General features: G+C 68.9%; 25 protein-coding genes. 15 read left to right on the top strand and 10 right to left on the bottom strand.

Going from position 1 to position 26303, the window contains the following annotated elements; genetic code table 11:
* Position 1: 1 nt before the first annotated feature.
* A complete protein-coding gene (locus tag ACQUQ0_RS06250; RefSeq protein WP_435183863.1) occupies positions 2 to 712 on the bottom strand; it encodes a queuosine precursor transporter in 711 nt (236 codons plus the stop codon).
* Positions 705 to 878 carry a ribbon-helix-helix domain-containing protein gene (locus ACQUQ0_RS06245; RefSeq protein WP_372386612.1) on the bottom strand — a complete coding sequence of 58 codons (174 nt, stop codon included), beginning with the start codon at positions 876 to 878 and terminating at the stop codon, positions 705 to 707. The genes ACQUQ0_RS06250 and ACQUQ0_RS06245 overlap by 8 nt, the downstream gene beginning before the upstream one ends.
* Before the next feature lie 106 nt (positions 879 to 984).
* Here ACQUQ0_RS06245 and ACQUQ0_RS06240 point away from each other — a divergent pair, with 106 nt between their 5' ends.
* Positions 985 to 1413: a molybdopterin-dependent oxidoreductase gene (locus ACQUQ0_RS06240; protein WP_435183862.1), complete on the top strand. Its 429-nt coding sequence runs from the start codon at positions 985 to 987 to the stop codon at positions 1411 to 1413.
* Between the two features lie 19 nt (positions 1414 to 1432).
* Here the strand turns inward: ACQUQ0_RS06240 and tatC are convergent, their stop codons facing one another.
* Entirely contained in the window at positions 1433 to 3652 is a 2220-nt protein-coding gene (tatC, locus tag ACQUQ0_RS06235) for a twin-arginine translocase subunit TatC (RefSeq protein ID WP_435183861.1), read from the bottom strand.
* A gap of 168 nt (positions 3653 to 3820) precedes the next feature.
* Here tatC and ACQUQ0_RS06230 point away from each other — a divergent pair, with 168 nt between their 5' ends.
* The gene (locus ACQUQ0_RS06230) at positions 3821 to 5299 is read left to right on the top strand and encodes a twin-arginine translocase subunit TatC (RefSeq protein WP_435183860.1); all 1479 of its coding nucleotides are present in this window, start codon (positions 3821 to 3823) and stop codon (positions 5297 to 5299) included.
* 3 nt (positions 5300 to 5302) lie between these two features.
* On the opposite strand, the gene larE is transcribed toward ACQUQ0_RS06230, so the two are convergent.
* Positions 5303 to 6253 (bottom strand): ATP-dependent sacrificial sulfur transferase LarE, encoded by a 951-nt coding sequence (gene larE, locus ACQUQ0_RS06225; protein WP_435183859.1) that lies wholly within the window; start codon positions 6251 to 6253, stop codon positions 5303 to 5305.
* A 112-nt stretch (positions 6254 to 6365) separates the two neighbouring features.
* Here larE and ACQUQ0_RS06220 point away from each other — a divergent pair, with 112 nt between their 5' ends.
* The 4 genes from ACQUQ0_RS06220 to rpiA are packed head-to-tail and all read left to right on the top strand — an operon-like array spanning position 6366 to position 10613.
* A complete protein-coding gene (locus tag ACQUQ0_RS06220; protein ID WP_435183857.1) occupies positions 6366 to 8366 on the top strand; it encodes a MutS-related protein in 2001 nt (666 codons plus the stop codon).
* 36 nt (positions 8367 to 8402) lie between these two features.
* Positions 8403 to 8687 carry a hypothetical protein gene (locus ACQUQ0_RS06215; protein ID WP_435183855.1) on the top strand — a complete coding sequence of 95 codons (285 nt, stop codon included), beginning with the start codon at positions 8403 to 8405 and terminating at the stop codon, positions 8685 to 8687.
* A gap of 57 nt (positions 8688 to 8744) precedes the next feature.
* Positions 8745 to 9869, top strand: coding sequence for an ORC1-type DNA replication protein (locus ACQUQ0_RS06210; protein WP_435183854.1), 1125 nt, complete (start codon positions 8745 to 8747; stop codon positions 9867 to 9869).
* Positions 9870 to 9920: 51 nt separating this feature from the next.
* On the top strand, positions 9921 to 10613 hold the full coding sequence (gene rpiA, locus ACQUQ0_RS06205) for a ribose-5-phosphate isomerase RpiA (protein WP_435183853.1): 693 nt from the start codon (positions 9921 to 9923) through the stop codon (positions 10611 to 10613).
* A gap of 64 nt (positions 10614 to 10677) precedes the next feature.
* Here rpiA and ACQUQ0_RS06200 read toward each other — a convergent pair whose 3' ends face one another.
* Complete coding sequence (locus tag ACQUQ0_RS06200; RefSeq protein ID WP_257627937.1) at positions 10678 to 10845, bottom strand: DUF1931 family protein; 168 nt, start codon at positions 10843 to 10845, stop codon at positions 10678 to 10680.
* A 253-nt stretch (positions 10846 to 11098) separates the two neighbouring features.
* Between ACQUQ0_RS06200 and larB the strand changes: the two genes are divergently transcribed.
* The 4 genes from larB to ACQUQ0_RS06180 all read left to right on the top strand — a co-directional run bounded on the left by larB (position 11099) and on the right by ACQUQ0_RS06180 (position 13528).
* Positions 11099 to 11866 (top strand): nickel pincer cofactor biosynthesis protein LarB, encoded by a 768-nt coding sequence (larB, locus tag ACQUQ0_RS06195; RefSeq protein ID WP_435183852.1) that lies wholly within the window; start codon positions 11099 to 11101, stop codon positions 11864 to 11866.
* A gap of 187 nt (positions 11867 to 12053) precedes the next feature.
* Positions 12054 to 12203, top strand: a complete 150-nt coding sequence (locus ACQUQ0_RS06190) for a DUF7563 family protein (RefSeq protein WP_435183850.1) — start codon at positions 12054 to 12056, stop codon at positions 12201 to 12203.
* Positions 12204 to 12368: 165 nt separating this feature from the next.
* Positions 12369 to 13265 carry a 5'/3'-nucleotidase SurE gene (surE, locus tag ACQUQ0_RS06185; RefSeq protein ID WP_435183849.1) on the top strand — a complete coding sequence of 299 codons (897 nt, stop codon included), beginning with the start codon at positions 12369 to 12371 and terminating at the stop codon, positions 13263 to 13265.
* Positions 13266 to 13276: 11 nt separating this feature from the next.
* A complete protein-coding gene (locus tag ACQUQ0_RS06180) occupies positions 13277 to 13528 on the top strand; it encodes a GIY-YIG nuclease family protein (protein ID WP_435183848.1) in 252 nt (83 codons plus the stop codon).
* A gap of 29 nt (positions 13529 to 13557) precedes the next feature.
* On the opposite strand, the gene ACQUQ0_RS06175 is transcribed toward ACQUQ0_RS06180, so the two are convergent.
* Positions 13558 to 14097 carry an NADPH-dependent FMN reductase gene (locus ACQUQ0_RS06175; protein ID WP_435183847.1) on the bottom strand — a complete coding sequence of 180 codons (540 nt, stop codon included), beginning with the start codon at positions 14095 to 14097 and terminating at the stop codon, positions 13558 to 13560.
* Between the two features lie 99 nt (positions 14098 to 14196).
* Between ACQUQ0_RS06175 and ACQUQ0_RS06170 the strand changes: the two genes are divergently transcribed.
* Complete coding sequence (locus ACQUQ0_RS06170) at positions 14197 to 15576, top strand: phosphoglucomutase/phosphomannomutase family protein (RefSeq protein ID WP_435183845.1); 1380 nt, start codon at positions 14197 to 14199, stop codon at positions 15574 to 15576.
* Here ACQUQ0_RS06170 and ACQUQ0_RS06165 read toward each other — a convergent pair whose 3' ends face one another.
* The gene (locus ACQUQ0_RS06165) at positions 15577 to 16020 is read right to left on the bottom strand and encodes a GNAT family N-acetyltransferase (RefSeq protein WP_435183844.1); all 444 of its coding nucleotides are present in this window, start codon (positions 16018 to 16020) and stop codon (positions 15577 to 15579) included.
* Positions 16021 to 16026: 6 nt separating this feature from the next.
* Positions 16027 to 16233 carry a ubiquitin-like small modifier protein SAMP2 gene (gene samp2 / locus ACQUQ0_RS06160; RefSeq protein ID WP_372386596.1) on the bottom strand — a complete coding sequence of 69 codons (207 nt, stop codon included), beginning with the start codon at positions 16231 to 16233 and terminating at the stop codon, positions 16027 to 16029.
* Between the two features lie 118 nt (positions 16234 to 16351).
* Here samp2 and ACQUQ0_RS06155 point away from each other — a divergent pair, with 118 nt between their 5' ends.
* The 4 genes from ACQUQ0_RS06155 to ACQUQ0_RS06140 all read left to right on the top strand — a co-directional run bounded on the left by ACQUQ0_RS06155 (position 16352) and on the right by ACQUQ0_RS06140 (position 25025).
* Positions 16352 to 20635 carry an LAGLIDADG family homing endonuclease gene (locus ACQUQ0_RS06155; protein ID WP_435183842.1) on the top strand — a complete coding sequence of 1428 codons (4284 nt, stop codon included), beginning with the start codon at positions 16352 to 16354 and terminating at the stop codon, positions 20633 to 20635.
* Positions 20636 to 20756: 121 nt separating this feature from the next.
* The gene (gene alaS / locus ACQUQ0_RS06150; RefSeq protein WP_435183841.1) at positions 20757 to 23525 is read left to right on the top strand and encodes an alanine--tRNA ligase; all 2769 of its coding nucleotides are present in this window, start codon (positions 20757 to 20759) and stop codon (positions 23523 to 23525) included.
* Positions 23526 to 23609: 84 nt separating this feature from the next.
* Positions 23610 to 24197, top strand: coding sequence for a DUF7504 family protein (locus ACQUQ0_RS06145; protein ID WP_435183840.1), 588 nt, complete (start codon positions 23610 to 23612; stop codon positions 24195 to 24197).
* Between the two features lie 54 nt (positions 24198 to 24251).
* A complete protein-coding gene (locus ACQUQ0_RS06140; protein ID WP_435183839.1) occupies positions 24252 to 25025 on the top strand; it encodes an alpha/beta fold hydrolase in 774 nt (257 codons plus the stop codon).
* 5 nt (positions 25026 to 25030) lie between these two features.
* On the opposite strand, the gene ACQUQ0_RS06135 is transcribed toward ACQUQ0_RS06140, so the two are convergent.
* Positions 25031 to 25402, bottom strand: coding sequence for a hypothetical protein (locus tag ACQUQ0_RS06135; RefSeq protein ID WP_435183838.1), 372 nt, complete (start codon positions 25400 to 25402; stop codon positions 25031 to 25033).
* Between the two features lie 48 nt (positions 25403 to 25450).
* Positions 25451 to 25987, bottom strand: coding sequence for a hypothetical protein (locus ACQUQ0_RS06130; RefSeq protein ID WP_435183837.1), 537 nt, complete (start codon positions 25985 to 25987; stop codon positions 25451 to 25453).
* Positions 25988 to 26303: the final 316 nt, after the last annotated feature.

Here is a 26303-nt window from a genome sequence, read left to right as displayed (position 1 = left end):
CTCACTCGGGCGCCCAGCCCTCGTCGTCCACTCCGATCTGTGATCCGCCGAACGCCGAGACCACGGCGTAGACGAACGGCGTGTCCACGAGCGCGATGAGCAGTTTCAGGAGGTACTGGCCGACGATCAGCGAGAGCACGACCGACACCGGAAGCGGCGAGCCGAAGCCGAGCACCCGCGGCGCGACGTAGAACGCGACGCCGACGAAGATCACCGTGTCGATCGCCTGGCTCGTCGCCGTCGAGCCGATGTTCCGGAGCCACAGCATCGACTCGCCGGTCGCCTCGCGGATGCGGTGGAACACGAGCACGTCCCAGTTCTGGCTCACGACGTAGGCCAGCAGGCTCCCGAGGACGATGTTCGTCCCCGGCGCGAGCACCGCGCGGAACTGCGAGGCCGACTCGGGGTTGGCCGCCGGCGCGAGGATCGTGCTCCAGACCAGCGCCAGGAGGACGAAGTTCATCACGAAGCCGACGTTGACCATCACCTGCGCGGCGCGGCGCCCGTACAGCTCGGAGTAACAGTCCGACGCGAAGAAGGTCAGCGCGTACGCCAGCGCCGCCCCCGGGAGGATGATGCTCGCGCCCGTGACCGGCAGTTCGACCGGCAGCGAAAAGGCGAGCAGCTTCGAGGCGGTCAGCTGCGCTGTCGTCAGCGCCGTCACGAACAGCGCCACGAGCGCGATCGAGCCGACCTGGGACCGCTCACTCATCGTCCAACCGCCCGTGTCGGGCGTCGATGTCGTCCAGCATATCCAGCGTCTTGCGGATCGAGGCCCGGACCGCGTCGCTGCGGTTGACGAACTTCCCGTCGTCGCCGACGTGCTCGTCGAGGTCCGCGAGCAGCTCGTCGGGGATCTCTACGCTTATCTTGGCCATATCCGAGGATTCGCTCGCGAATATTTAGGCATTCGCTCTCGGCGTCGGCGCGGCGGACGGCGGGGGCAGGGACTAAATCCGACCGCCACCGAACTCTCACTGACCGATGACAGCGACCGCCGATGCGCACGTCACAGTGACCGGCGAGAGCACCGTCCGGATTCCCGTGCCGCTCCCGTCCGATCACGACCACGAGACGACCGCGATCGAGGGGCAGTTCCGCTGTTCGTCGGGCGACCTCGTCGCCGACGGCTGGAGCGGCCTCGCGGTCGGCTCGCTGCTCGTCGCGGCCGACGTCCCCGACGAGACGACCCACCTCCAAGTCGAAGGCGCCGACGGCTTCACCGTCTGCGTGCCGATCGGCGCCGCCCTCGACGGCGTCCTGGCGTTCGAGGGCCGGGCCGTGGAGGCCGAGCCGCGGTTCGCGGCCCCCGGCGTGTCGGGCACGCGAACGGTGAAGGGCGCGCGACGCCTGGAGCCGGTCACGCTCGATCCGAGCGAGCACCCCGAAGACTGGGAAGACCTCCTGTTGTAGTCTGCCCGCGCGTTTCCTCTCACATATCGGCCGTCCGCGGCGGCGCCAGATCCCGACGGCCGCCGAGCGTGAGCACGAACAGGACGCCCAGACCGATCATATAGGCGGCCATCAGCGGGATCGTCACGAGGAACATCGTGAGGACGTCCGCCGGCGTGAAGAGCGCCGCGACCGCCAGCACCCCGACGGTCACCTCGCGCCAGCGGCTCCGCATCGTCTCGTAGCCGACGCCCGCGCTGTTGAGGAGGATCATCAGGATCGGGACGTCGGCGAGGATGCCGATGCCGGCGGTGGTGAAGAAGATGAGCCAGAAGAAGTTGGTGATGCGGTAGGCGATCACCATGTTCGCCCGGACGGCGTCGTTGACGAGCCAGGAGATCACCGAGGGCGCGATCGTGGTGTAGCCGAAGACGAAGCCGCCCAACAGCCCCGCGGCGAGCGCGCCGGTCCACAGGAAGACCGCGCGGCGGCGCTGTCTGATGACGTTGCGCTCGCGGAGCGCCGGCCACGCGTAGTAGGCCACGAGCGGGAGCGTGACGATGACAGCGATGATCGTCGAGAACTTCACCTCGAAGATCAGCGCCTCCATCGGGTGCAGCGCGACCACGTCGAGCACCTCGTTCGGGCGGATCTGCGCCGGCAGCCGCGAGAGGAAGTCCTCGTAGACGCGCTTGATGCCGCCGGTGTAGAGCCAGCCGAACGTGACCGCGAGCACCGCCATGAACACCGCGACGATGCGGAACGCGTTCGAGGTCAGGGAGTCGAGGATGAACTGGACGTCGGTGTAGTAGCCCTCGAAGTCGTCGTCTGCGTCGTCGGCTTCGTCGCTCTCCTCGGCCGCGTCGTCGCCGCTGTACTCGTCGAAGAACGCGCTCCCGGCGCGGCGGGCCCGGCTGCCGATCCCTCCTCCGGTCGCCGACTGCTCGGCGTCGCCCGCGGCGGCCGCGCCGGCGGCTCCGTCCGCGTCGCCCTCTTGGCCGGCCTCGCCGTCGGCGTCGAACCGGTCGACGATCGCCCGGGCCTTCTCCTTGTTCCCGGCGTCGAGGGCGTCGCCCGCGGCGGCCATCGCCTCGTCCTCTCTCATCTCGGCGAAGACCTCGGGCGGGGCCGCCCGCACGCCGCCGGCGTCGAGGTCCGCGAGGTCGATCGCCGAGGGGTCGCCCACCCCGGCCTCGACGACGGCCATCTCGTCGATGTCGCGGTAGACGACGTAGCCGACGGCGAGGGCCGCGGCGACGACGCCCGCGAGCAGGACGTAGCCGGCCAGGACGGCCGTCGACGCCGGCGCGAACACCGCGTAGTCGCTGCCGAGCAGATCGAGCCCGGCGTTGAAGAGCGCGACGCCGCCGCGCTCGAAGAAGGCGTAGACCGCGAGCCCGCCGACGACGCCGACGCCCGCGACCACGTTCCAGCGCGCCCGGACGCTCCCGACGACGTCCATCTGCTCGCTGCCGCGGCGGGCGACGGTGACGACCTTCGCGAGGTAGAGGCTGACGCCGTACAGCGTCATCACGGGTATCGCCCACATGATCTGGGTGAACGGGTCCGGCGGCGTGAACAGCGCGCCGGCGGCGAAGACGCCGACGACGGCGTGGCGCCACTTGTCGCGGAACGTCTCGTAAGGGACGATCTCCCCGTAGGAGAGCGCGGTCATCGCGAGCGGGAGTTGGCTCGCGAGGCCGAACGAGACCGTCAGCAGGAAGATGAACTGCGCCCACTTGACGATGGAGTAGGTCGGCGTGAACCCCGCCGAGAGGGCGTTCCGCGCCAGGAACGCGAAGGTAAAGGGGAAGAACACGTAGTAGCCGTAGCCGACGCCGAGCGCGAAGAGCAGCGCCATCCCGCCGAGGATGAGCCCGAGCTGCCAGGTCGGGATCGGCGAGGAGGGCCACAGCCCGCGGTCTTTGAGCGCGTCCCGCGAGAAGTAGACGAATACCGGGAGCGCGAAGATGATCCCGACAACGAGGCCGATCTTCGCCTGCAGGAGGATCACGTCGAACGGCGTCTGGGCGATGATGGAGACCTCGCCGCTGACCTGCGCGGACATCCGCGCGCGGGTCACACGCTTGAAGAAGTCCCAGACGTAGAGGCGGAGCGCGTAGAACGTCCCGAGGAAGCCGACGAGGAAGACGATGAAGACCTTCTGTAGGTCCTTCTGCGCGGCTCGAAGCATCGCGCCGGCGGTCTCCCGGCCGGCGTCGAGCGTCTCTCTCGTATCCTCGTCGAGCGCGCCGGACATACCCGAAGTGAACCCGCTCGCAGTTATCAATCTTTTCGACCGGCGCTCTCGGCCGGGCCAGCTCGGGGGCCTCGCGTCCGCGTCTCCGTGGCCCGCCCCCGATCGTCGGGGACGGCCGCGAGCCGATGCGGAAAGGCCTATAAGAACCGGGCGGCCAATCTCAGACGAATGGCCGACGACGGGGAGGATCCGGACCGGACGCCCGACGGCGACGAAGCCGAGGGCGGTCACGTCGACAGCGACGCGTCCGGCGTCAGTCCCGCGGACGGCGCGGACTCGGCGCCCGACCGCGATCCCGACGCGACTCCCGATCCCGACTCGGATTCCGAGCCGGATGGGGAGTCGATCCCCGAATCGGACGCGGATGCAGATACGGACACGGATGCGAACGCGAACACCGACACGGGGTCGGAGTCGGGATCGAAGTCGGGGTCGGACTCCGACGTCGACCCGCCGACGGAGACGCCGGACATCCACCCGCGGGCCGAGGACGTCGCCGCCGCGGCCGGCTCGTCGTCGTCGGCGGATTCCGCCTCGGATACCGACACGGAATCGGACGCCGACGCTGATTCGAGCGCCGATGCCGGCTCCGGGACGGGCGACGACTCCGAAACGCCGTCAGTCGCCGACGTCGCGGCCGACGCCGCAGACGACGACCCAAAGGAGACAGCGGACGACGAGGAAGGTTTGGACTCGGACTCGGACTCGGACTCGGACTCGGACTTCGACGCCGACACCGCCACCGACTCCGAGATCGGGCCCTCCTCGGAGGAGATCGTCGCCGGCACCGACGGCGGCGCCTCGGTGAACGCCGGCGAGACCGGCGTCGCCGACCCCGCGCCCGTCGTCGACGAGGGGTTCGAGCCCGAGGGCCCCGAGAGCGACGAGGAGATGCCGCTGGCGGAGCACATCGAGGAGATGATCCGCCGGCTGGCGGTCGTCCTCGGCGTCGGCGGCATCGTCACGCTGCTCCTGTACCCCGGCGCCGACCTGGTGAACTCCGCGTTCGGGCTGGATCTCGTCAGCTCCACGGAGGTCATCGACTTCCTCTGGAACAAGCACATCCCCGGCGCGCCCGAGATGGTCGACCGCCGGCCGCGGGTCTACGGGCCGCTCGAACTCCTCCTCACCGAACTGAAGGTGGCCGCGCTCGGCGGCCTCGTGGTCGCGCTCCCGGTGTTCGTCTACGAGACGTACCTGTTTATGCGGCCGGGCCTGTATCCGAAGGAGCGCCGGTACTACCTCGCGGCCGTCCCGACGAGCGTCGTGTTGGCGTTCATCGGCATCTCCTTCGCGCACTTCATCGTCCTGCCGGCGATCTTCGCGTACTTCACCTCCTACACGACCGGGACGGCGCTCGTGGCGTTCGGCCTCAAGGAGACGTTCAACCTCATCCTGATCCTGATGGGCTACAACGCCATCATCTTCCAGATTCCCCTCTTCGTGATGCTGGCGATCATGATGAACCTCGTCACCCGGACGTGGCTCGAAGAGCGCCGCCTGCTCTTCTGGGGGACGTTCCTCGGGCTCGCCTTCCTCGTCTCCCCGGACCCGACCGGGATGGCGCCGATCATCATCGCGCTGACGATGATCGGCCTGTTCGAGGGGACGCTGCTCGCGCTCCGGTGGACCGGCTCCGGGAACTGACGCCTACCGGGTCGGGTACTCCGCGTCGAAGACGTCGGCGACGACCGGATCGGCGTCCCTCTCGCCGTTTCCGTCCGGGTCCGATCCGTCTCCCTCGGGGCTGACGCTCCCCGTCCGGTACCCGTGGAGATCGAGCGTCACGTGCTCGAAGCCCAGGTCCGAGAGATGTTCGCGGGCGGCGACGACGAAGTCGTGATTCAGCGCGGCGTCGAGCTCGTCGGGGTCGATCTCGATGCGCGCGAGGCCGTCGTGGTCGCGGACGCGGAACTGCGAGAAGCCCCACTCCCTGAGGACGCGCTCTGCCTTCTCGATCCGCGTGAGCCGCTCGTTCGTCACTTCGAGGCCGGTCGGGATCCGCGAGGAGAGACACGCCATCGCGGGCTTGTCCGCGACCGAGAGCCCGAGGTCGTCGGCGATAGCCCTCACTTCTTCCTTCTCGATGCCGGCCTCCAGGAGCGGCGATCGGACCTCCAGTTCCTCGACCGCGCGGAGCCCGGGGCGGTGGCCCTCGCCCGGATCGGAGGCGTTGGTGCCGTCACAGACCGTCTCGATGCCCAGTTCGGCGGCGGCCTCGTACATCCGGCCGAGCCGCATCGTCCGGCAGTGATAGCACCGCTCGCCGTCGTTCCGCACGAAGTCGGGGTCGTCAAGCTCGGAGAACTCGACGACCTCGTGGCGGATGCCGATCTCGGACGCGACCCGCTTCGCGTCGTCGAGTTCGGCGTCGGGCAGCGTCTCGGACTTCGCCGTGCAGGCCACGGCGTCGTCGCCGAGGGCATCGTCTGCGAGTGCGGCGACGACCGCGGAGTCGACGCCGCCGGAGAAGGCGACGAGGACGCCGTCGCGGGCCGACAGCGACTCGCGGACGGCCTCGGCCTTCTCCCGCGCCGACGGCGTCGGGTCCGCGTCGGTCGCGTCCGTCGCGCCGCCCTCGACGTCCGTCTCGGGTTGCATACCCGCGCTACTCGACGCACTCGCAAAAGCGCGACGCGTCGCGATCGGGGTGGGAGGCCGTGGCACGGATACCCACAAGGTTTTGTCCGATGGGGGGCCAACCCATCCCCGAATGGAGTTCGAGGCGATCCCGGGCGTCGGCGAGAAGACGGCGGCGGCGCTGTCGGAACTCGACGACGCCGAGCGGGCACTGGAAGAGGGCGACGTCGCGGCGCTCGCCCGCGCCCCCGGCCTCTCGGAGGGGCGCGCGGCCGCCGTCGCCCGCGGGGCGATCCGGCGACGACACGACGACGACGGCGGCTTCCTCGCGACCGACCGCGCGCGGGAGATCTACGACGACGTCTGCGGGCTCCTGCGCGAGCGGACCGTCACCGACTACGCGGCCCGGCGGATCGAGACGTTCTACCCGACGCGGTCGGCCTCCCGCATCGCCGAGGTGCGGGAGTTCGTCGAGCGCGCGACCGAGCGCGAGCCCGACCCCGACGTGCTGGAGGCGCTCTCCGGCGTCGAGCCGCTCGATCCGCCGCCGACGCGTCGCGTGCGCGACCGCTGTCTCGCCACCGCCGACGCCGAGCGCTACGCCGAGGCCGACGAGGCGTTCCCCGAACTGTCGGTCGAAGTCGTCGACGACGCCCGCGGGCTCGCCGAGCTCGCCCGGTCGTACTCCACCGTGATCGCGCTCGACGAGCAGTTCGCCGGCGTCGACGTCGAGGGCGACGTGCGCGTGCGCCCCGACGCGATCGACGAGCAGGAGGAGATCGTCCCCGAGCGCGTGCTGGCGTTCTTCGCGGCGAACCGCGAGCGGATCCTCGCGGCGGCGGCCGTCCACGAGGCGGCCGACCTCGACCCACCCTGCGACCCCGACGGCCTCCGCGACGCGCTCGATCGCCTGGACGAGGACGGCACCGTCGTCGGCGACGCCGAACTCGACCGCCTCTCCACCGCGGTCGACGACCTCGACGCCGCCGTCGGCACCGCGGAGTCCGTCGCCAACGACCGCCTCCGCGACGCGATCCGCGAGCGCGACGTGACCATCGAGGGCACGGACTTCCTCTCGTTAGTCGAACAGGGCGCGCGCGTCGACTCCCTGCTCGACCGCGAACTGGCCGACGAGTACGACGCCGCAGTCGCAGCAGCGCGCGAGCACCTGATCGAGGCGCTCGATCTCGGCCCCGGCGAGGCCGACTTCGCCGAGCGCGCCTTCCCCGACGACCCCTCGTTTCCGGTCGAGCACAACGACTCGGTGGTCTCGCGGCTCCGGACCGAGCTCAAGGCCGCCCGCGACCAGCGGGCCGCCCGCCTGAAGCGCGAACTCGCCGCGGACCTCTCGGACCTCCGCGAACCCGTGGAGACGCTCGTCCGCGACGCGCTCGAACTCGACGTCGAGCTCGGGGTCGCGCGGTTCGCCGAGGACTTCGACTGCACGCTCCCGGAGTTCGTCGACGGCCGGGAGAGCGACGACGCACCCCGCGGCTTCGCCATCGAGGGCGGCCGCTCGCCCCTCCTGGACGTCGACTTCGAAGACGTCGATCCCGTCGACTACCGCGTCTCGGGCGCGACGCTTCTGTCGGGGGTCAACTCCGGCGGCAAGACCTCGACGCTCGACCTCGTCGCGCTCGTCGTCGTCCTCGCCCAGATGGGCCTGCCCGTCCCGGCCGAGCGCGTCCGCCTCGAACGCTTCTCCGAACTGCACTACTACGCGAAGACCCAGGGCACGCTCGACGCCGGCGCGTTCGAGAGCACGCTCCGGGACTTCCGCGACCTGGTCGACGGCGAGGCGAACCGCCTCGTGCTCGTCGACGAACTGGAGAGCATCACCGAGCCGGGCGCCTCGGCGAAGATCATCGCCGGCATCCTGGAGGCGCTCGCCGAGCAGGACGCGACGGCCGTCTTCGTCTCGCACCTGGCGGGCGAGATCCGCGAGGTCGCCGCCTTCGACGTCGCGGTCGACGGCATCGAGGCGCTCGGACTGGAGGACGGCGAGCTGGTGGTGAACCGCTCGCCGGTGAAGGACCACCTCGCGCGCTCGACGCCCGAGCTCATCGTCGAGAAGCTCGCCGACGGCGACGCCTCAGACTCGGCGTTCTACGACCGCCTGCTGCGGAAGTTCTGAGCGGGGTTTTTTGTCCGTTTCGGCACAAACGCCGGTATGGTCCCCGACTCCTCCGCCGAGACGCTCGCCGATCTCGACGCCGACGACGCCTACGCCCTCGTCTACCGCGCGACCCGCGACGCGGTCTGGGACGTCGTCGGCACCGCGACGCTGATCCTGTTTTACCTGGCGCTCGCGGCGATCGCGCTGTCGATCGCGGTCGGCGGGATCGGCCCCTTCCTCCGCGGGTCGGCGTCGCTCACCGCGCTCGCGATCGGCCTCGTCGCGCTCGGCGTCGGCCTCGTCGCCGCGTTCCGCGCGTATCGGCTCGTCACGGAGTGAGGCGCATGCCCCCGCGCTGGGGAACGGTTAAGTAGATTCCTGGCCGTGATTGAACCGATGAGGGACGACCCCGAGGAGGGGATGCTGTCGTGGGACGAGACCGTCTTCCGCGACGAGCACGTCTTCGAGATCGACTACGTCCCCGAGACGTTCGAGCACCGCGAGAGCCAACTGGAGAGCCTGAAGTACGCGCTCCGCCCCGCGGTCCGGGGCTCGCGACCGCTGAACACGATGGTCCGCGGCCCGCCGGGGACGGGCAAGACCACGGCGGTCCAGAAGCTCTTCGGCGAGCTCGGGGCCCAGAGCGGCGTCCGGACCGTCCGCGTCAACTGCCAGGTCGACTCGACGCGCTACGCCGTCTTCTCGCGGATCTTCGAGCACATCTTCGAGTACGAGCCCCCCTCCTCGGGCATCTCGTTCAAGAAGCTCTTCAGCCAGATCACGGACCGCCTCGTCGAGGAGGACGAGGTGCTGGCGGTCGCCCTCGACGACGTGAACTACCTCTTCTACGAGAACGAGGCCTCCGACACGCTGTACTCGCTCCTGCGGGCCCACGAGGCGCACTCGGGCGCCCGGATCGGCGTCGTCGTCGTCTCCTCGGACCTCGCGCTCGATGTGATCGAGGAGCTCGACGGCCGCGTCCAGAGCGTCTTCCGGCCGGAGGAGGTGTACTTCCCGGTCTACGACGTCAACGAGATCGTCGACATCCTGCGGGAGCGCGTGCGGCGGGGCTTCCACGAGGACGTCGTCGGCGCGCCCGAACTCGACCGCGTGGCCGAACTCACCGCCGAGAGCGGCGACCTCCGCGTGGGGATCGATCTGCTCCGGCGCGCCGGCCTCCACGCCGAGATGCGCGCGAGCCGAACAGTGGAGATCGAAGACGTCGAGGCCGCCTACGAGAAGTCCAAGTACGTCCACCTCTCGCGGCGGCTCCGCGGGCTCTCGGACCGGGAGCGCGACCTCGTCCGCGTCGTCGCCGAGCACGACGGCGACCAGGCGGGCGCGGTCTACGAGGCGTTCCACGAGGAGACCGACCTCGGCTACACGCGGTACTCCGAGATCGTCAACAAGCTCGACCAGCTGGGCGTGCTCGACGCCTCGTACGCCGACGTCGAGGGCCGGGGGCGGTCGCGCTCGCTGTCGCTGGCCTACGACGCCGACGCCGTGCTGGAGCGGCTCTGACGCGGCCGAGAGAGCGGAACTTTTGTGCCCGCGCGCGCCGAGGCGGCGCGTATGAAGACCACCGGCGGCACCGACGACCAGAAGCGGCGCGCGGGCGAGCGCGCCGCCGAGGCGGTCGACGACGGCGACGTGGTCGGGCTCGGCACGGGCAGCACCGCCGCGTACGCCATCCGCGCGCTCGGCCGGGCGGTCGACGACGGCCTCGACGTCGTCGGCGTTCCGACGTCGTTCGACTCCCGCCAGCTCGCGCGGGAGGTCGGCGTCCCCCTCCGGGCGCTCGACGAGGTCGAGCGGATCGACGTCGCGATCGACGGCGCGGACCAGCTCGATTCGAGACTCGACGCGATCAAGGGTGGCGGCGCGGCCCACGCTCGCGAGAAGGTCGTCGACGCCGCCGCCGAGCGCTTCGTCGTCGTCGTCGATCCCTCGAAGACGGCCGAGACGCTCTCCCGCTCGGTGCCCGTCGAGGTCCTCCCCGACGCCCGAGCGGCCGTCGAGCGCGATATCGACGCCCTGGGCGGCGAGCCGACGCTCCGCCGGGCCGAGCGCAAGGACGGGCCGGTCGTCACCGACAACGGGAACGTCGTCCTCGACTGCGACTTCGGCGCGATCGCAGAGCCCGCGGCGCTGGCGGCCGATCTCGCCGCGGTCCCCGGCGTCGTCGAACACGGCCTGTTCGTCGGGCTGGCGGACGCCGTCTACGTCGGCACCGACGACGGGGTCGAGGTCCGGACCCGAGAATAGTCGCGAACGCGAAGCCGACGGCTCAGGGGGTGGCGTCGCAAAAAATCGGAGTCGTTCTCCCGAGTTACAGGTCGCGCGGCTGGACCGTCTTGCGGTCGTTCTGTTCCGCGCGACGGGCCGCGTCTTCGAGCAGTTCTTCGACTTCTTCGTCGAGCGCGTCGTAGAAATCAGAAGCGACGTTTTTGTCCTGAAGCGCTTCCTTGACGGCTGCCTTGACAATGAGGTCTGCCATACAGGTCCTCCTATATCGGCCCTATATAAAAATATTTTCCAAAACGCCGGCGTCTCCGTCCGTGCCCGTCGTCTGCGGGGTTTCCTAGGGGAATAATTTATATACCCAGGGGTCGCAACGGAGCGGGATCTCGAATTCGCCGTCGAGGGGCTTCCGCGCCGCGCGAAACGGCGGTCGAGGGCGCGCTGACGGCGCGGGCGCGCCCGCCCGACGGAAGCGACAGCTACGTCCCCCTCGCCGATCGACTGCGGGTATGCGCGATGTTCTGGAGGCCGTCGCCGACGGGGAACTCTCGCCGGCGGCCGCCGAAGCGCGACTGTCGGGCTACGTCACGACCGCCGCCGGGCGGTTCGACGCGGCCCGCGAGCACCGCCGCGGCGCGCCCGAGGGCATCCTCGCCGCCGGGAAGACGCCCGCCGAGGTCGCCGCGCTCGCGGCGGCGGCGCTCGAATCGACCGGCCGTGCGCTCGTGACCCGCGCGGGCGAGGACGACGTCGCGGCCGTGGCCGAGACCGTCGACGCCGAAATCGACGCCGCGGTCGATCTCGACCACGACGAGCGCGCCCGGACGCTCGTCGCTCGAACAGATCGGTTCGAGCCCCCGTCGATCGACGCGACGGTCGGCGTCGTCACCGGCGGCACGGCCGACGCGGCCGCGGCGGGCGAGGCCGAGACCGTCCTCGACGCGATGGGCGCGACCGTCGAGCGCGTCGACGACGTCGGCGTGGCCCACCTGGGGCGCGTGCTCGACCACCTGGAACTGCTCCGCGAGGCCGACGTCCTCGTCGTCGCCGCGGGCCGGGAGGGGGCGCTCCCGACCGTCGTGGCCGGGCTGGTCGACACGCCCGTCGTCGGCCTTCCGATTTCGACGGGCTACGGCCACGGCGGCGACGGCGAGGCCGCGCTCGCGGGGCTGCTCCAGTCCTGTACGGTCCTCTCGGTCGTCAACGTCGACGCGGGCTTCGTCGCCGGCACGCAGGCGGGGCTCATCGCCCGCGCCGTCGCCGCCGCACGCGAGTAGGCCGCAGACGTCCGCTGTCGCAACGCGCGCCGAACGAGGCGGCGGTGTGCGACACAGACACAGACAAACGTCCGATTATGGGCCGGATTTCTGCACGAATCGAACGCCCACGCGCACGCGCGGGAAGTCTAATATGGGGTGCGCTCGTATCCCGGGTACCGGCAACTGGTGGCTGCCGGACACACGCATGCCAACTTGTGACCATTGCGGGTCACACGTCTCCGATCGGTTCGCGCGCGTGTTCGCCGACGAGAACGGGCGACTCCTCGCCTGTCCAAACTGCTCGGCGAACGCGGGGATCGCGGAGGTCGCGAGACAGCGGACCCGCACAGCGTGACCACTGAAGCGGACTCAGACCACCACGCGAAGCCGTGTTCCGTTCTGCGGCCGGACGGGTGAACCGCCGTCCGGTCCGCTAATTCCGCGTTCCCGAGCCGTGCGGCCGCGCGGCGCCGCGCCGCGGACCGGAAGGGCTACCTGACTCTCCACGAACGTACGCGTAATGAGCGACGGTCCCTCCCCCACGATTCTCCTGACCAACGACGACGGCATCGACGCGCCGGGGCTCGCCACGCTCCGCACCGAGCTCACGGCGCTGGGCGACGTCACCGTTGTCGCGCCGGCCTCGAACCAGAGCGGCGTCGGCCGGACCCGGAGCCACACCGCCATCGTCCGCGAGCACCCCTGGGGCGTCGCCCTCGACGGCACGCCCGCCGACTGCGTCGCCTACGGCCTCCGCGGGCTCGACACCGACTTCGACGTCGTCGTCTCCGGCGTCAACAACGGCCCGAACGCCGGCAACTACGTCGTCGGGCGCTCGGGCACCGTCGGCGCCGGCATCGAGTCGGCCTTCCTCGGGACGCCCGCGCTCGCCATCTCGGCGTACCACTCCACCGACTTCTTCCTCTCGCCGCCCAAGGAGTACGACTTCGCCCGGCCGGCCCGGATCGCCCGCCGGCTCGTCGCCCGCGCGCTCGACGCCGGCGTCTACGACGACGTCGACCTCCTGAACGTCAACGCCCCCGTCGACGCGTCGTCGCCGCCGGTCATCCTCACCGAACCGTACCACGACTACGAGCAGGACGTCGAGCACGTCTCGCCCGAGGGCGTCGCGGCCGACGGCGCGCTCTCGTCGGACCTGGAACTCGACGGGGTCGACCCCGACGACCTCGCCTCCGACGAGCACGTCGTCCGCCTCCAGGACCGGACCTGGCCGGGCGTCGTCGGCTGGGAGAGCCCCTTCCCGCCGACCGACGAACACCGCGAGCGCTACCCGGTCGGGACCGACCGGCGGGCGCTCGTCGACGCCGCGGTCTCGGTCTCGCCGCTGTCCGTCACTCACGCCTCGCCCGACAGCGCGGCGCTGGCCGACGTCGTGGAGACGATCAGCGTCGAGTAGCGTCGGGGCGAATGACTGGCGACCACTACGTCTACGTCCTCTCCTGTGCGGACGGCTCGCTCTATACGGGCTACACCACCGACGTCGAGCGCCGCGTCGCCGAACACGACGCCGGCGAGGGCGCGAAGTACACGCGCGGGCGGACGCCGGTCGAACTCGTCCACGTCGAGTCCTTCGACTCGAAGTCCGCGGCGATGTCCCGCGAGTACGAGATCAAACAGCTCTCGCGGCCCGACAAGGAGCGGCTGGTCGGCCTCGATTGAGGGCGACCTGCCGGCCTGCCTGCCCAGACTCAGGCGTCGGGATGCAGTCGCCGCGCCTCCGCGAGGACCGCCGCGCCCAGCTCTTCGAGTCGCCGCCGCGTGTCGTCGTCGGTGAGGTCGTCGCCGTCGTACTTGCTCGACGCGTTCCGGATCCCGACCTGTTCGGGGACGGTGTGGCCGTGGACGCCGCGGACGGTGCTCCGCATGTGTTCGAGGGTCGCGCCGTAGGAGCCGCCGCCGGCGGTCGCGACGAGGCCGACGGCGGTGTCGCGGAACTCGTCCTTCGAGCAGTAGTCGTGGAAGTTCCGGAACGTCGAGGAGTACGAGCCGTGGTACACCGGCGAGCCGATGACGACGGCCTCGGCCTCGCGGACGCGACGCGTCAGCGCCTCGGACTGGCCCTGTTCGTCCCGATCGGGGTGGTACAGCGGCAGGTCGGCCGCGGCCAGATTGACGCAGTCGGTCTCTACGTCGGGCTCGTCTCCGACGGCCTCGAGGACGATCCCGAGCGACTTACGGGTGTAGCTTCGGTCCCGACGGCTGCCGCTGATGGCGACGACGGTGAGCATTACTCTCACTCGGACGCCGACCCCGAAAAGCGCGGCGGGGCGACCCGTCGAGGCCGCCGGGCGCCGTACCTTTTTGATCGCTGACGGAAACACCGCAGTATGGACGCGAACGCGATCTCTTTCGGCACCGACGGGTGGCGCGCGACGCTCGATACCTTCACCGACGATCGGGTCCGGATCGTCGGCCAGGCGGTCGCGGACTACCTCCGCGACGAGGGGCTCACAGAGCCCGTCCTCGTCGGCTACGACGCCCGGCCGAGCTCCGAGGGGTTCGCGGGGTCGCTGGCCGACGTGCTCACCGGCAACGGCTTCGACGTACTCATCCCCGAGCGCGACTGCCCGACGCCGCTCGTCGCGTACGGGATCGCCGACCGGGGGCTCTCGGGCGCGCTGATGATCACGGCCTCCCACAACCCCCCTGAGTACAACGGCGTGAAGTTCATCCCCGCCGACGGCGCGCCGGCGCTGCCAGCCGTGACCGACGCCGTCGCGGAGCGGCTCCGCGAGCCCGAACTCCTCCCGGAGGGCGAGCGCGGCGCCGTCCGCCGGGTCGACCTGGCGACGCCGCACTTCGAGCACGCCCGCGACCTGATCGACGCGGACCTCTCGGGGCTGACGGTGGTCCACGACGCGATGCACGGCTCGGGCCGGGGCGTCACCGACGAACTCCTCCGCTCGGCGGGCGCCGAGGTGGCGTGCATCCGCGACGACCGGGACCCCGAGTTCGGCGGGACGCCGCCCGAGCCCAGCGCCGAGAACCTCGAACCCCTCGTCGAGGCCGTCGAGGCCCACGACGCGGACCTGGGCGTCGCCAACGACGGCGACGCCGACCGCGTCGCGTTCGTCACGCCCGAGCGCGGCCACCTCGACGAGAACCTCTTCTTCGCGGCCGCCTACGACTACCTGCTCGAATCCGACTCGGGCCCGGCGATCCGGACGGTCTCGACGACGTTCCTGATCGACCGCATCGCGGAGGCACACGGCGAGGAGGTCTTCGAGACTGCGGTCGGCTTCAAGTGGGTCGCCGAGGGGATGGCCGAGCACGACGCCCTGATGGGCGGCGAGGAGTCCGGCGGCTTCTCGATCCGGGGCCACGTCCGCGAGAAGGACGGCGTCCTGATGGCGCTGCTCGGCGCCGCCGCCGTAGCTGAGGAGCCGATGGACGAGCGCGTCGACCGCCTGCTCGACACCCACGGCGACATCGTCGCGGACAAGATCAGCCTCGACTGCCCCGACGCCGAGAAGGAGCGGGTCATCGCCGACCTCGACGACGATCTCCCCGAGCAGGTCGCCGGCCGCGACATCGCCGAGGTCGTCACCCTCGACGGCTTCAAGCTCCTGCTCGACGACGGCTCGTGGCTCCTCGTCCGGCCCTCCGGCACCGAACCGAAGATGCGCGTCTACGCGGAGGCCGCGAGTCGGGAGCGCGCCGACGCCCTCCTGGCGGCCGGCCGGGACCTGGTCGAGCCGCTGATCTGATCAGTTTCGGACGCCGAGCAGGCGCTTCTCGGACGCGTCGGCGCCGTCCTCGCGGATCTCGAACCCGAGCGACTCGTAGAAGGGCCGCACCGACTCGCGGAACCGCGCGATCAGCGGCCCGTCCGCGCGCTCGTCGACCGCCGCCACGAGCGCGCGGCCGATCCCGCGCCCGCGTCGCGAGCGGTGGACGGCGACGTGTTCGATCTCCGTAACTGCCGCGTCCGCGTCGCCGACGCTCGCGGGTGCCCGAGCGGAGTCGTCGAACACGCACCCTCCGACCACTCGCTCGTCACCCGCCCCGTCGCCGACGACGGCGACGAGCGCGCTGCCGCGCTCGATCCGCTGTCTGAGCCGCTCGCGTGAGAAATCCAGCATCGCCGCGTCGAGCAGCCGCTCGACGTCGTCGGCGTCGTCGCCGGTCGCCTCGCGGACGGTGGCCGCCATCGTCCGTCACTCCGCGCCGCCCTTGATGAGCCTGAGCACCCGCACCCGTTCGGCCTCGACCGGCTGGTCCTCCGGCACCGGCGAGCCGTCGACGAGGACCGAGGTCTCGTGCGGCGAGTAGCCCACCGCCCGGACGACGTCGGCGTAGGTCCCGTCGTCGTCGACTTCGACGTCCGTTTCGCCCTCGCCGACGACTTCGACGCGCACGCGCATACCCCCGCTTGACGCGTCGCGGGCTTGCGCGTTTCGCTCCGGTGTCGCCGTCGATCCTCCGCCCGCCGGCCGATCGGAACGCGGGTGGTTTATCACCCGCCGGTTCCCTCTCACCCGTATGAGCGAGGCCGACGCGTCCGCGGACGACGACACCCCGGCCGGGCGCGAGATCTGGATCGAGAAGTTCCGGCCAGAGCGGCTGGCAGACATCCACGGACAGGAGGAGATCGTCGACCGACTCCAGTCGTACGTCGACCGCGACGACCTGCCGCACCTGCTCTTCGCCGGTCCGGCCGGCGTGGGGAAGTGCGTGACGGGTGAGACGCCAGTACTCACGAATCACGGCGTCGAGCGTATCGGCTCCGTCGTCGGCGATGTCGAGGGGTTCGACGACCCCGACGACGACCTGGAGGTGCTCTCGCTCACGGATTCGAACGACTTCGAGTACGTCCGCCCCTCACACGTGTTCGGCAAGCGGACCTCTGAACTCCGGCGGATCGAGACGCGCGACGGGAACGCGATGGAAGTCACGCCCGAGCACAAACTGCTCGTCGCGACCGAAGACGGTCTCAGGTGGAAGGAAGCGGCCGAGATTGCTGACGGCGACCGGATCGCTCGCCCGCGACGGACACCGATCCCTTCCGGGAACGCCGACGGAGAACGCGTAGCCCTCGATTGGCTTGACGCGGTCGACGACGATCGGATCCGGGTCTCCGTTACCGACGCGTTCGCCGCCGAGTTCGACCTCCCCGAGACGACGGTTTCACCGTCGGCACTCCGCGCGCTGGACGCGTCTACCGACCGGCTGCGCGCGGGTGTCGAATCGATCCAGTACGTCAGCGCGTCCGGCGGGCGCTCTCGACCGGTCACGCCGCCGTGGCGACTGACGCCCGAGCTGGCGCGGTTCGTCGGTCTCGCGGTGGCCGAAGCGCGGATCGAGAACGGCCGAATCAAGTTCTACAACACCGACGACGGGCTCTGCGATGCGTTCGCCAGTGCGGCCGAGTCGCTGTTCGCTCTCGACCCCGAGCGCGGCGTCCGGAAGGATGTCCCCTACGTCGCACTCCGTTCGAAGACGCTCACGCACCTGCTCCGTGCGTCTTTCGACGTCTTCGAGAGCGCCAGCGGTGGCACGGGCATCGGATCGACCCTCGTCGCCGGCGACGACGAGAGCCGCGCGGCGTTCCTTCGTGCGATGTTCGACGGCGAGGCGCACGTTTCGGATCACGGCATCATCGAGCTGATCCAAAAGAACGAAGCACACATCACGCTGCTCTCGTATCTCCTCTCGTCGTTCGGTGTCCCGAGCCGTCGCAAAACGGTCGAGAAGTCTGCGACCAACGGATCCGGGACCATACGTGAGTGCCACGCCCTCTATATTTCGGGTGCTCCGGCGCTCAGACGGTTCTCCGAGCAGGTCGGATTCGATATCGACGCAAAACAGCGGAAGCTCGAGGCGAATGCGAGAAAAGCCTCGAATCCAAGCCACGACACGATTCCACGACAGCGAGCCGCTCGGCGTCTGTGCGAGCGTCTCAATCTCCCCGTCGAGTCGCTCCTCTCTAACACGCTCGATCCGAAGAACCCCGGACGAGAGACACACCGGGCGGAACTCACAGACGTCGTCGAAGCGGCGACGGAGCGGTTAGAATCGGCGCAAGAAGTGCTTTCTCGCATCGAAGCCCTCTCGCGGGAACTCGATACCACCAGTGCGATACCAGCGACGTGGATCGGGACGCGCGAGTCTCTCGAACCCATCCCCGTTCGGCGGGACGTCAGCGAGTCCACTGGCGTTCGGAGCGACCGATTACTCGAATACGCAGACGGGCGGCGGACCCCATACGCATCGCGTGTCTGTCGCCTTGTGGCCGAATTTGACGCGGGATCGGACCCCTCAGTTCCCGATTCGCCGTCCGGAGGCGGACCGGACATCGAACGGCTACAGCGTGACCTCTCGACGTGCGTCGACGCGCTCGGCGTCTCTTACGAACGGATCGCGGAGGGAACTGATCTCCGCGGCCTCGACGTAAACAATCTCCTGAACACTGACGACCACGAACTCGGATCGCTGGCCCGGTTCGAGACGGTGGCGGATCGACTCCGTACGGTGGCGAACGAGATGCTCTCGCTCGACGTAATCGAACTCCTCGACGACGTTTCGCGGGTCGCCGACTCGGACCTCTATTACGACGAGGTGACTCACGTCGAAACGATCGACGAGTCTCGTCGCGTGTACGACCTCACTGTCCCAGCTTCCCGAAACTACGTCGCCGGCGACGTCCCGACGGTAATGCACAACACGACCGCAGCCACCGCCATCGCGCGAGAGCTCTACGGCGACGACTGGGAGGAGAACTTCCTCGAACTCAACGCCTCCGACGAGCGCGGCATCGACGTCGTCAGAGATAGAATCAAGAACTTCGCGCGGTCGTCGTTCGGCGGCCACGACTACCGGATCATCTTCCTCGACGAGGCGGACTCGTTGTGTGTTCCCCCCGGAACGGAAGTCGTCACCGGATATCCGTCGTCTCCGGAAGTGAAACCGATAGAGGAGGTGAGTGATGATGGCGAGCCCATCCCGTCCGTCGACTTCGAGACGAATGACATTCAGTCCGACAAGGGCAAACTCGTCGACTCCGGCGTCGCCGACTTCTTCGAGGTCGAACTCGCCGACGGGCGGACGATCACCGCGAGTCTCACCCACCCGTTCTTTACGGTAAATGAAAGCGGCAGACTGGTCGAGACCGAACTTCGAGACCTGTCGCCGGGTGACGAGATTGCAGACTTCAAAGACGAGGTCGGCGTATCGCGATGCGAGATCTGCGGCGACTGGACTGCGGGACGGTTCTGTTCCCTCGACTGCAAGAACGAGGGACACAGTCGTGGGATGCAGGGTTCGGGGAACCCGATGTACGGGACGGAGTGGTCGGACGAGCGGCGAGAGAAAATCGTCGAAAAACTCGCCGACGGCCGGTTCGCGGGCGAGAACAACCCGAACTACGGGGGGGAGTTCCACGGAGTCCACGTCTGGGAGATGGACGAAGAGACCGTCAAGCGAGTCAGAGAACTGCTCAGCGAGATGCGGTCCGGAACTTCGTGGGACGAGTGGGTCGTGGATGCTGATCCCGAAAGGGTCAAAGAACGGATCGGCGAGGCTACCGCAAAGTGGCGGAACAGTCTGAGCGACGACGAGAGAGCACGAGTGATCCAAAAGAGCGTCGAGAACTGCGACTATCCGGTCTGCGACATCACCGGAGACAACAACCCGATGCGTGATCCCGAGATTGCACAGAAGGTCTCGGAGGCACTGAAGGGCCACGAACCGACCGGCGGGAACATCAGATTCAGTGACGAGCTCGGGCACCTCGTCAGATCCGATTGGGAGTACGAAGTCGCGAAAGCGTTGCAAGACGCCGATGTCGACTACGAGTACGAACCCGAATTCGAGTTGTCCGATTCGATGTTCCACCCCGATTTCCTCGTCGGCGATACAGTGATCGAGGTCAAAGGAGTCGCCGAACTGTGGGGGCAGACAGAGAAGGTAGAGGAGTTCCTGGAGACCTACGGAGACGAATACACGTTTGTCGTCGTGGGTGACGGCGAACTCCCTCACCACGAGCACTACGAACGGGAAGATTTCGACCCCGCATTCGTCGCCGACGGTGGGCTCGCCGAGATCGAAACGGTAGAGATTCGTCGGATCGAGTATAGCCACCGCGGGAAGGCGTACAACATCTCTATGGAGAATACGCCGAACTTTATGCTCGCTAACGGCATCCTGACCCACAACACTGACGACGCCCAGTCGGCGCTCCGCCGGACGATGGAGCAGTTCTCCGACAACACGCGCTTCATCCTCTCGTGTAACTACTCCTCGAAGATCATCGACCCGATCCAGTCGCGGTGTGCGGTGTTCCGCTTCGCGCCGCTCTCGGACGCGGCGGTCCGCGACCAGGTCGAAGAGATCGCCGCGAGCGAGGACATCGAGGTGACAGACGACGGTCTCGACGCCCTCGTCTACGCCGCGGGCGGCGACATGCGCCGCGCGATCAACTCCCTCCAGGCGGCGGCCACGACGGGCGACGTCGTCGACGAGGAGGCGGTGTTTATGATCACCTCCACGGCGAGGCCCGAGGACATCGAGGAGATGGTCGAGGCCGCCATCGACGGCGACTTCGCGAGCGCCCGCGCGAAACTGGAGACGCTGCTCGTCGACACCGGGATGGCCGGCGGCGACATCATCGACCAACTGCACCGCTCGGCGTGGGACTTCGACCTCGACGAGCGGACGACGATCCGGCTGATGGAGCGGATCGGCGAGGCCGACTACCGGATCACCGCCGGCGCCAACGAGCGGGTCCAACTGGAGGCGCTGCTGGCGTCGCTGGCGGCCGAAGAGTAATCACTATGAGCGTCCGAGCGCCCGTCGCGGGTCTAATCCCTCGTTAAACGGGCTCGCGCTCCCGTCCGCGGTCTCGCGCACCCGGAACTGTTTTACCCGGCCGTTGGTCAACTGACTCGTAATGAGTGAGCTCGAAGCGGAGTACCGTCTCGACTACTTCGAGGAGGAGGGCTTCCACCGGAAGCAGTGTCCGGTGACCGGCGTCCACTTCTGGACGCGGGACCCCGACCGCGAGACCTGCGGCGAACCGCCCGCGGACGACTACTCCTTCATCGACAACCCCGGCTTCGACGAGGAGTACACCCTCGAAGAGATGCGCGAGGAGTTCCTCTCGTTCTTCGAGGAGCACGGCCACGAGCGCATCGACCCCTACCCCGTCGCCGCGAACCGCTGGCGTGACGACGTCCTCCTGACCCAGGCGTCGATCTACGACTTCCAGCCGCTCGTCACCTCGGGGCAGACCCCGCCGCCGGCGAACCCCCTCTGTATCTCCCAGCCCTGCATCCGGATGCAGGACATCGACAACGTGGGCAAGACCGGCCGCCACACGATGGCCTTCGAGATGATGGCCCACCACGCCTTCAACGCCCGCGAGGAGGTCGAAGACGCTTACGCCTACGAGGGCGAGGTTTACTGGAAAGACAAGACCGTCGAGCTCTGCGACGAGTTCTTCGAGCACATGGGCGCTAACCTGGAAGAGATCACCTACATCGAGGACCCGTGGGTCGGCGGCGGCAACGCCGGGCCCGCCTTCGAGGTCTTATACCGGGGCGCCGAGCTCGCCACGCTCGTCTTCATGTCGATGGAACAGGACGAGGAGGGCGACTACGAGATGAAGGACGGAAACCGGTACTCGCCGATGGACACCTACATCGTCGACACCGGCTACGGCCTCGAACGCTGGACGTGGGTGTCGCAGGGAACGCCCACCGTCTACGAGGCGGTCTACCCCGAGATGATCGAGTTCCTGAAGGACAACGCCGGAATCGAGCTCACCGACGAGGACGAAGAGCTCGTCCACCGGGCGGCGAAACTCTCGGGCTACCTCGACATCGACGAGATCGACGACCTGACGGCCGCCCGCGCCGACGTCGCCGACGAGCTCGGCGTCGACCGCGAGGAGCTCACCGAACTCCTCGAACCCCTGGAGACGATCTACGCCATCGCCGACCACTGCCGGACGCTGGCGTACATGTTCGGCGACGAGATCGTCCCCTCGAACGTCGGCACGGGCTACCTCGCGCGGATGGTCCTCCGCCGCACGAAGCGCCTCGTCGACGACGTCGGCGTCGACGCGCCGCTGGACGAGCTCGTCGATATGCAGGCCGAGCGCCTGGGCTACGAGAACCGCGACACGATCCGCGACATCGTCCGAACGGAAGAGCGCAAGTACCGCGAGACGCTCGAACGCGGCCGCCGGAAGGTCGAGACGCTCGCGGCCGACTACGCCGACAAGGACGAACCCATCCCGGTCGAGGAGCTCATCGAACTGTACGACTCCCACGGGATCCAGCCCGAGATGGTGGAGGAGATCGCCGCCGAGCGCGGCGCCGACGTCGAGGTCCCCGACGACTTCTACTCGCTCGTGGCCGACCGCCACGGCGGCGAGGGCGCCTCCCGCGAGGCCATAGAGCGCGAGGAGCGGCTCGCCGACCTTCCGGAGACCGAGAAGCTCTACTACGACGACCAGGAGCGCACGGAGTTCGAGGCCGTCGTGCTGGACGTCATCGAGCGCGAGGAGGGCTACGACGTCGTCCTCGACCAGACGATGTTCTACCCCGAGGGCGGGGGCCAGCCTGCCGACCACGGGACGCTCGCGACGGACGACGCGACCGTCCAGGTCACGGACGTCCAGGCCCGAAACGGGGTGGTCCTCCACCGCGCCGACGCCAACCCCGGGAAGGGCGAGTTCGTCCGCGGGCAACTCGACGTCGAGCGCCGCCGCCGCCTGATGCGCCACCACACCGCGACCCACGTGATCGGCTACGCGGCGCGGCGGGTCCTCGGTGAGCACGTCCGCCAGGCTGGCGCGCAGAAGGGCACCGACCGCGCCCGCCTGGACGTCGCCCACTACGAGCGCATCACCCGCGAGGAGGTGAAGGAGATCGAGGCGGTCGCCAACGACGTCGTCCGGCAGAACCTCACGGTCAAACAGCGCTGGCCCGACCGCCACGAGGCCGAGGAGGAACACGGCTTCGACCTCTACCAGGGCGGCATCCCGCCGGGCGAGACGATCCGCACCATCACCGTCGGCGACGACGTCCAGGCCTGCGGCGGCACCCACGTGAGCCGGACGGGCGACATCGGCGCGATCAAGATCCTCTCGACGGAGCCGGTCCAAGACGGCGTCGAGCGGATCGCCTTCGCCGCCGGCGACGCCGCGATCGAGGCTACCCAGCGCACCGAGGACGCGCTCTACGAGGCGGCCGACGTGCTCGACGTGACGCCCGAGGACGTCCCCGAGACCGCCGAGCGGTTCTTCACCGAGTGGAAGGAGCGCGGCAAGACGATCGACCGGCTGAAGACCGAGCTCGCCGAGGCGCGCGCCGCGGCCGGCAAGGACGCAATCGACGTCGACGGGACGCCCGCGGTCGTCCAGCGGCTCGACGGCGACGCCGACGAGCTGCGCGCGACCGCCAACGCGCTCGTCGAGGAGGGCACGATCGCCGTCCTCGGCTCGGGCGCGGGCGACAGCGCCCAGTTCGTCGTCGGCGTCCCCGACGAGGCCGGGATCAACGCGGGCGAGGTCGTCGGCCGACTCGCCGCGAAGGTCGGCGGCGGCGGGGGCGGCCCGCCGGACTTCGCACAGGGCGGCGGTCCCGACGTCGACGCCCTCGACGAGGCGCTCGAAGAAGCACCCGAGGTCCTCCGCGCGGTCCAGAGCGCCTGAACCCCCCGGGCTCCCCCGGTCCTTTCGTCTGTCGCCACTTCCGACCACACAAGACTTATCCATAAATGTACTCGATCTAACACTATGCCCTCCCTGGAACAGGCCGTCGCCCAGACCGGCGACGCCAGTGCCGTCCTCGTCCTCCGGCCGCAGACCGCCGCTGCTGCAGACTCTGAGTGCAAGCGCCTGCTTCTCGATGGCTGTACGGACGTCGACGTTCTCGGCGTCGACTTTTCGACGCCGCCGTCGGGATGGTACGACGAGTGGACCGACGTCGTCGACGGCGGGCCCGCGAACGCCGCCGTGATCACGACCCCGGACCTGGCCGACGCCGACGACGCGTCCGAGGCGGTCTCGGTCGAGACGGTCGCCAGCCCCTCGAACCTCACCGGCGTCGGCGTGAAGTTCACGCCGTACCTGAACGAGTGGAGCCACCCCGTCGTCACCGTGGAGTCGCTGACGGTGCTCCTCCAGTACGCGGGGCCGCAGATCGTCTATCGGTTCCTCCACGTCCTCACGAGCCGGCTGCGCGCGGCCGACGCGTGCGGGCAGTTCTTCTTCGATTCGACCGCCCAGGACGACCAGACCGTCGAACTCCTCAAGACGCTCTTCGATGCGGTCCTCGAATACGAGGGCGACGACGAGTGGACGGTCAGTTGCCGGGCCGGGTAGGCGACGCCGTCCGGCCTCCGGGACGCCTAAACCGTCCGCGGCCCACCGTCCGGTATGCCCACGGTCTCGAACGACGGCGTCGACCTCTACTACGAGACGGCCGGCGCGGGCGAGACGGTCGCCTTCGTCGGCGACGTCGGCTACGGCGCCTGGCAGTGGGGCTGGCAACACGCTGCGGTCGCCGGGCCCCACCGGGGTCTCGTGGCCGACCTCCGCGGGTGCGGGCGATCGGACGCGCCCGCGGGCCCGTACTCGGTGTCGACGCTCGCCGACGACCTCACGACGGTCCTCTCGGACGCTGGGGCCCGCTCGGCGCACGTCGTCGGCGCGGGCCTCGGCGGGATGGTCGCGCTCTCCGCCGCCCGCGAGACGGCCCGCGTGGACAGCCTCACGCTCGTCGGGACCGCCGCCCGCGGCGACGGCCTCGATCTCGATCCGCTGTGGGGCGCGCCCGACGACCCCGACGCGCTCGAACGGTCGCTCGCGGCGGCGCTCTCTCCGTCCTTCGTCGACGACCGCCCCGGCGAGGTCGAGCGGATGGTCGAGTGGCGCGCGAGCGAGGACGCCGACCGGGCGGCGTGGGCGGCCCAAGCGGCTGCCGTCTCGGACTTCGACGTCTCCGACGCGCTCTACGAGATTACCGAACCGGCGCTCGTGATCCACGGCGCCGACGACGCCGTCTGGCCGGTCGAGCGGGGCCAGGAACTATCGGCGGGGCTCCCGCGCGGCGAGTTCCGCGCCGTCGACGACGCGGGGCATCTGGTCCACGTCGAGGCCTCGAAGCGGGTCAACGACGAACTGTTGGGGTTTCTGGACGACGTGTCCTAGCCGCTCTACGAGGCGTCGTATTCGGCGCCCAAGTCATCGAGTCGATCTCGCGCCGACTTGATCGTCCAGGCCGCGTGCACCGGGACGAGCAAGATGCCCGTCAGGAGATAGTTCAGCGTTAGCAGATTGATCACTGCCAGCTTCGTTCTCCCGACGTAGTAGTACCCGATCGGCCCGGCGAGAAAGCCCAGTAGCGCCGCAACGAGGAGGTTTTTTTCGGCTCGATTCCGAAGCGCCGTCGCGTCCGACCCGGCGGACAGATTGATCGTGGAATCCTGTGCGGCCCCGCAGTCCGGACAGATTCCCACTCCGGCGTCGAGCGCCGTCCCACATTCGACACAGTACTTCTCTCCAGTTCCAGAGTTGGATTCGGACATACGTTGTGGATCGAATAGTGATTTGAGCGGCGGATTCGGTCCCGCCGATTAGCCGAACAGCATCTTCGAGTGACCGCACTCGCGACATCGGACCTGATTGCCGTCGTCGTAGATCTCGAACCCGCCTCCGGTCCAGTCGGCGCTACAGCTCGGACACGCCGAGGGCAGGTCGTGTTCCCGCCGTTGCTTTCGGACCTTCCGCTTTCGCTTGCGCTCTCGCCGGACGTGTTCGGGTTCGCCGGACCCCTTGTTCTCGCCCGCGAACGCATCCGTGATGCTGTCGAGAGATCCGTAGTCGTCCCCCCGGAACAGTTCCTCGGTCGTGTCCTCGTCCGCGGCAGTCTTCTCTTCGGCCTGCATCTTGGTCACGCCCTGGTAGCCGACGTAGCCGCCGACAAGAAAGCCCGGGATCGCGATGACCGGGCCGACGAAGCCGAGAAAACTCGGCAACGCACCGCTGATCGCACTCATCAGGCCGTACGAGAGTACGATGACCACGCCACCGATGACAGCCCGCTTCTTCCCCGACTGCTTTGCGGCCTCGTTGGCGTCATAGCCGCACTCCGGACACTCGGTAGTTCCCATCGTTTCTGATTGCTGACTCGATTTCTGCAGAGAAATGAACGAGATTGGAGCGACTGATTCATCGAGTCGAACAAAGACAGCGGTCTCACGCCAGTGAGAGCGCTGTCAATCCAGACAAGAGGCGAAGCTGTCGCTCACAGACAGGGCTGCCGCTGGACGCGGGCAGCTTCAGCCCGCGTCCAGCTCGCTGTAGGTCGCCGGGATTCCGATACCGTTGGTCGGTGCTTCCCACTTCCGACCCAACGTGTCGTCGAGAGCGTGATCAATCCACTCCCGGAATACCTCGAAGCGGAACCAGACGGGTAGTGCTCGCCCG

It is taken from the genome of Halobellus sp. EA9, assembly GCF_051195055.1.
Classification (GTDB): domain Archaea; phylum Halobacteriota; class Halobacteria; order Halobacteriales; family Haloferacaceae; genus Haloquadratum; species Haloquadratum rubicundus.
This window is presented reverse-complemented; position numbering and strand designations above follow the sequence as displayed.

Coding starts and splice junctions, on each gene's coding strand:
- rpiA (WP_435183853.1), top strand. CDS start 9,921: ATGAAGACCACCGGCGGCACCGACGACCAGAAGCGGCGCGCGGGCGAG.
- ACQUQ0_RS06200 (WP_257627937.1), bottom strand. CDS start 10,845: ATGGCAGACCTCATTGTCAAGGCAGCCGTCAAGGAAGCGCTTCAGGAC.
- ACQUQ0_RS06180 (WP_435183848.1), top strand. CDS start 13,277: ATGACTGGCGACCACTACGTCTACGTCCTCTCCTGTGCGGACGGCTCG.
- tatC (WP_435183861.1), bottom strand. CDS start 3,652: ATGTCCGGCGCGCTCGACGAGGATACGAGAGAGACGCTCGACGCCGGC.
- surE (WP_435183849.1), top strand. CDS start 12,369: ATGAGCGACGGTCCCTCCCCCACGATTCTCCTGACCAACGACGACGGC.
- ACQUQ0_RS06135 (WP_435183838.1), bottom strand. CDS start 25,402: ATGTCCGAATCCAACTCTGGAACTGGAGAGAAGTACTGTGTCGAATGT.
- ACQUQ0_RS06130 (WP_435183837.1), bottom strand. CDS start 25,987: ATGGGAACTACCGAGTGTCCGGAGTGCGGCTATGACGCCAACGAGGCC.
- ACQUQ0_RS06220 (WP_435183857.1), top strand. CDS start 6,366: ATGGAGTTCGAGGCGATCCCGGGCGTCGGCGAGAAGACGGCGGCGGCG.
- ACQUQ0_RS06240 (WP_435183862.1), top strand. CDS start 985: ATGACAGCGACCGCCGATGCGCACGTCACAGTGACCGGCGAGAGCACC.
- ACQUQ0_RS06210 (WP_435183854.1), top strand. CDS start 8,745: ATGAGGGACGACCCCGAGGAGGGGATGCTGTCGTGGGACGAGACCGTC.
- alaS (WP_435183841.1), top strand. CDS start 20,757: ATGAGTGAGCTCGAAGCGGAGTACCGTCTCGACTACTTCGAGGAGGAG.
- ACQUQ0_RS06165 (WP_435183844.1), bottom strand. CDS start 16,020: ATGGCGGCCACCGTCCGCGAGGCGACCGGCGACGACGCCGACGACGTC.
- samp2 (WP_372386596.1), bottom strand. CDS start 16,233: ATGCGCGTGCGCGTCGAAGTCGTCGGCGAGGGCGAAACGGACGTCGAA.
- ACQUQ0_RS06145 (WP_435183840.1), top strand. CDS start 23,610: ATGCCCTCCCTGGAACAGGCCGTCGCCCAGACCGGCGACGCCAGTGCC.
- larB (WP_435183852.1), top strand. CDS start 11,099: ATGCGCGATGTTCTGGAGGCCGTCGCCGACGGGGAACTCTCGCCGGCG.
- ACQUQ0_RS06250 (WP_435183863.1), bottom strand. CDS start 712: ATGAGTGAGCGGTCCCAGGTCGGCTCGATCGCGCTCGTGGCGCTGTTC.
- ACQUQ0_RS06175 (WP_435183847.1), bottom strand. CDS start 14,097: ATGCTCACCGTCGTCGCCATCAGCGGCAGCCGTCGGGACCGAAGCTAC.
- ACQUQ0_RS06190 (WP_435183850.1), top strand. CDS start 12,054: ATGCCAACTTGTGACCATTGCGGGTCACACGTCTCCGATCGGTTCGCG.
- larE (WP_435183859.1), bottom strand. CDS start 6,253: ATGCAACCCGAGACGGACGTCGAGGGCGGCGCGACGGACGCGACCGAC.
- ACQUQ0_RS06170 (WP_435183845.1), top strand. CDS start 14,197: ATGGACGCGAACGCGATCTCTTTCGGCACCGACGGGTGGCGCGCGACG.
- ACQUQ0_RS06230 (WP_435183860.1), top strand. CDS start 3,821: ATGGCCGACGACGGGGAGGATCCGGACCGGACGCCCGACGGCGACGAA.
- ACQUQ0_RS06140 (WP_435183839.1), top strand. CDS start 24,252: ATGCCCACGGTCTCGAACGACGGCGTCGACCTCTACTACGAGACGGCC.
- ACQUQ0_RS06245 (WP_372386612.1), bottom strand. CDS start 878: ATGGCCAAGATAAGCGTAGAGATCCCCGACGAGCTGCTCGCGGACCTC.
- ACQUQ0_RS06155 (WP_435183842.1), top strand. CDS start 16,352: ATGAGCGAGGCCGACGCGTCCGCGGACGACGACACCCCGGCCGGGCGC.
- ACQUQ0_RS06215 (WP_435183855.1), top strand. CDS start 8,403: ATGGTCCCCGACTCCTCCGCCGAGACGCTCGCCGATCTCGACGCCGAC.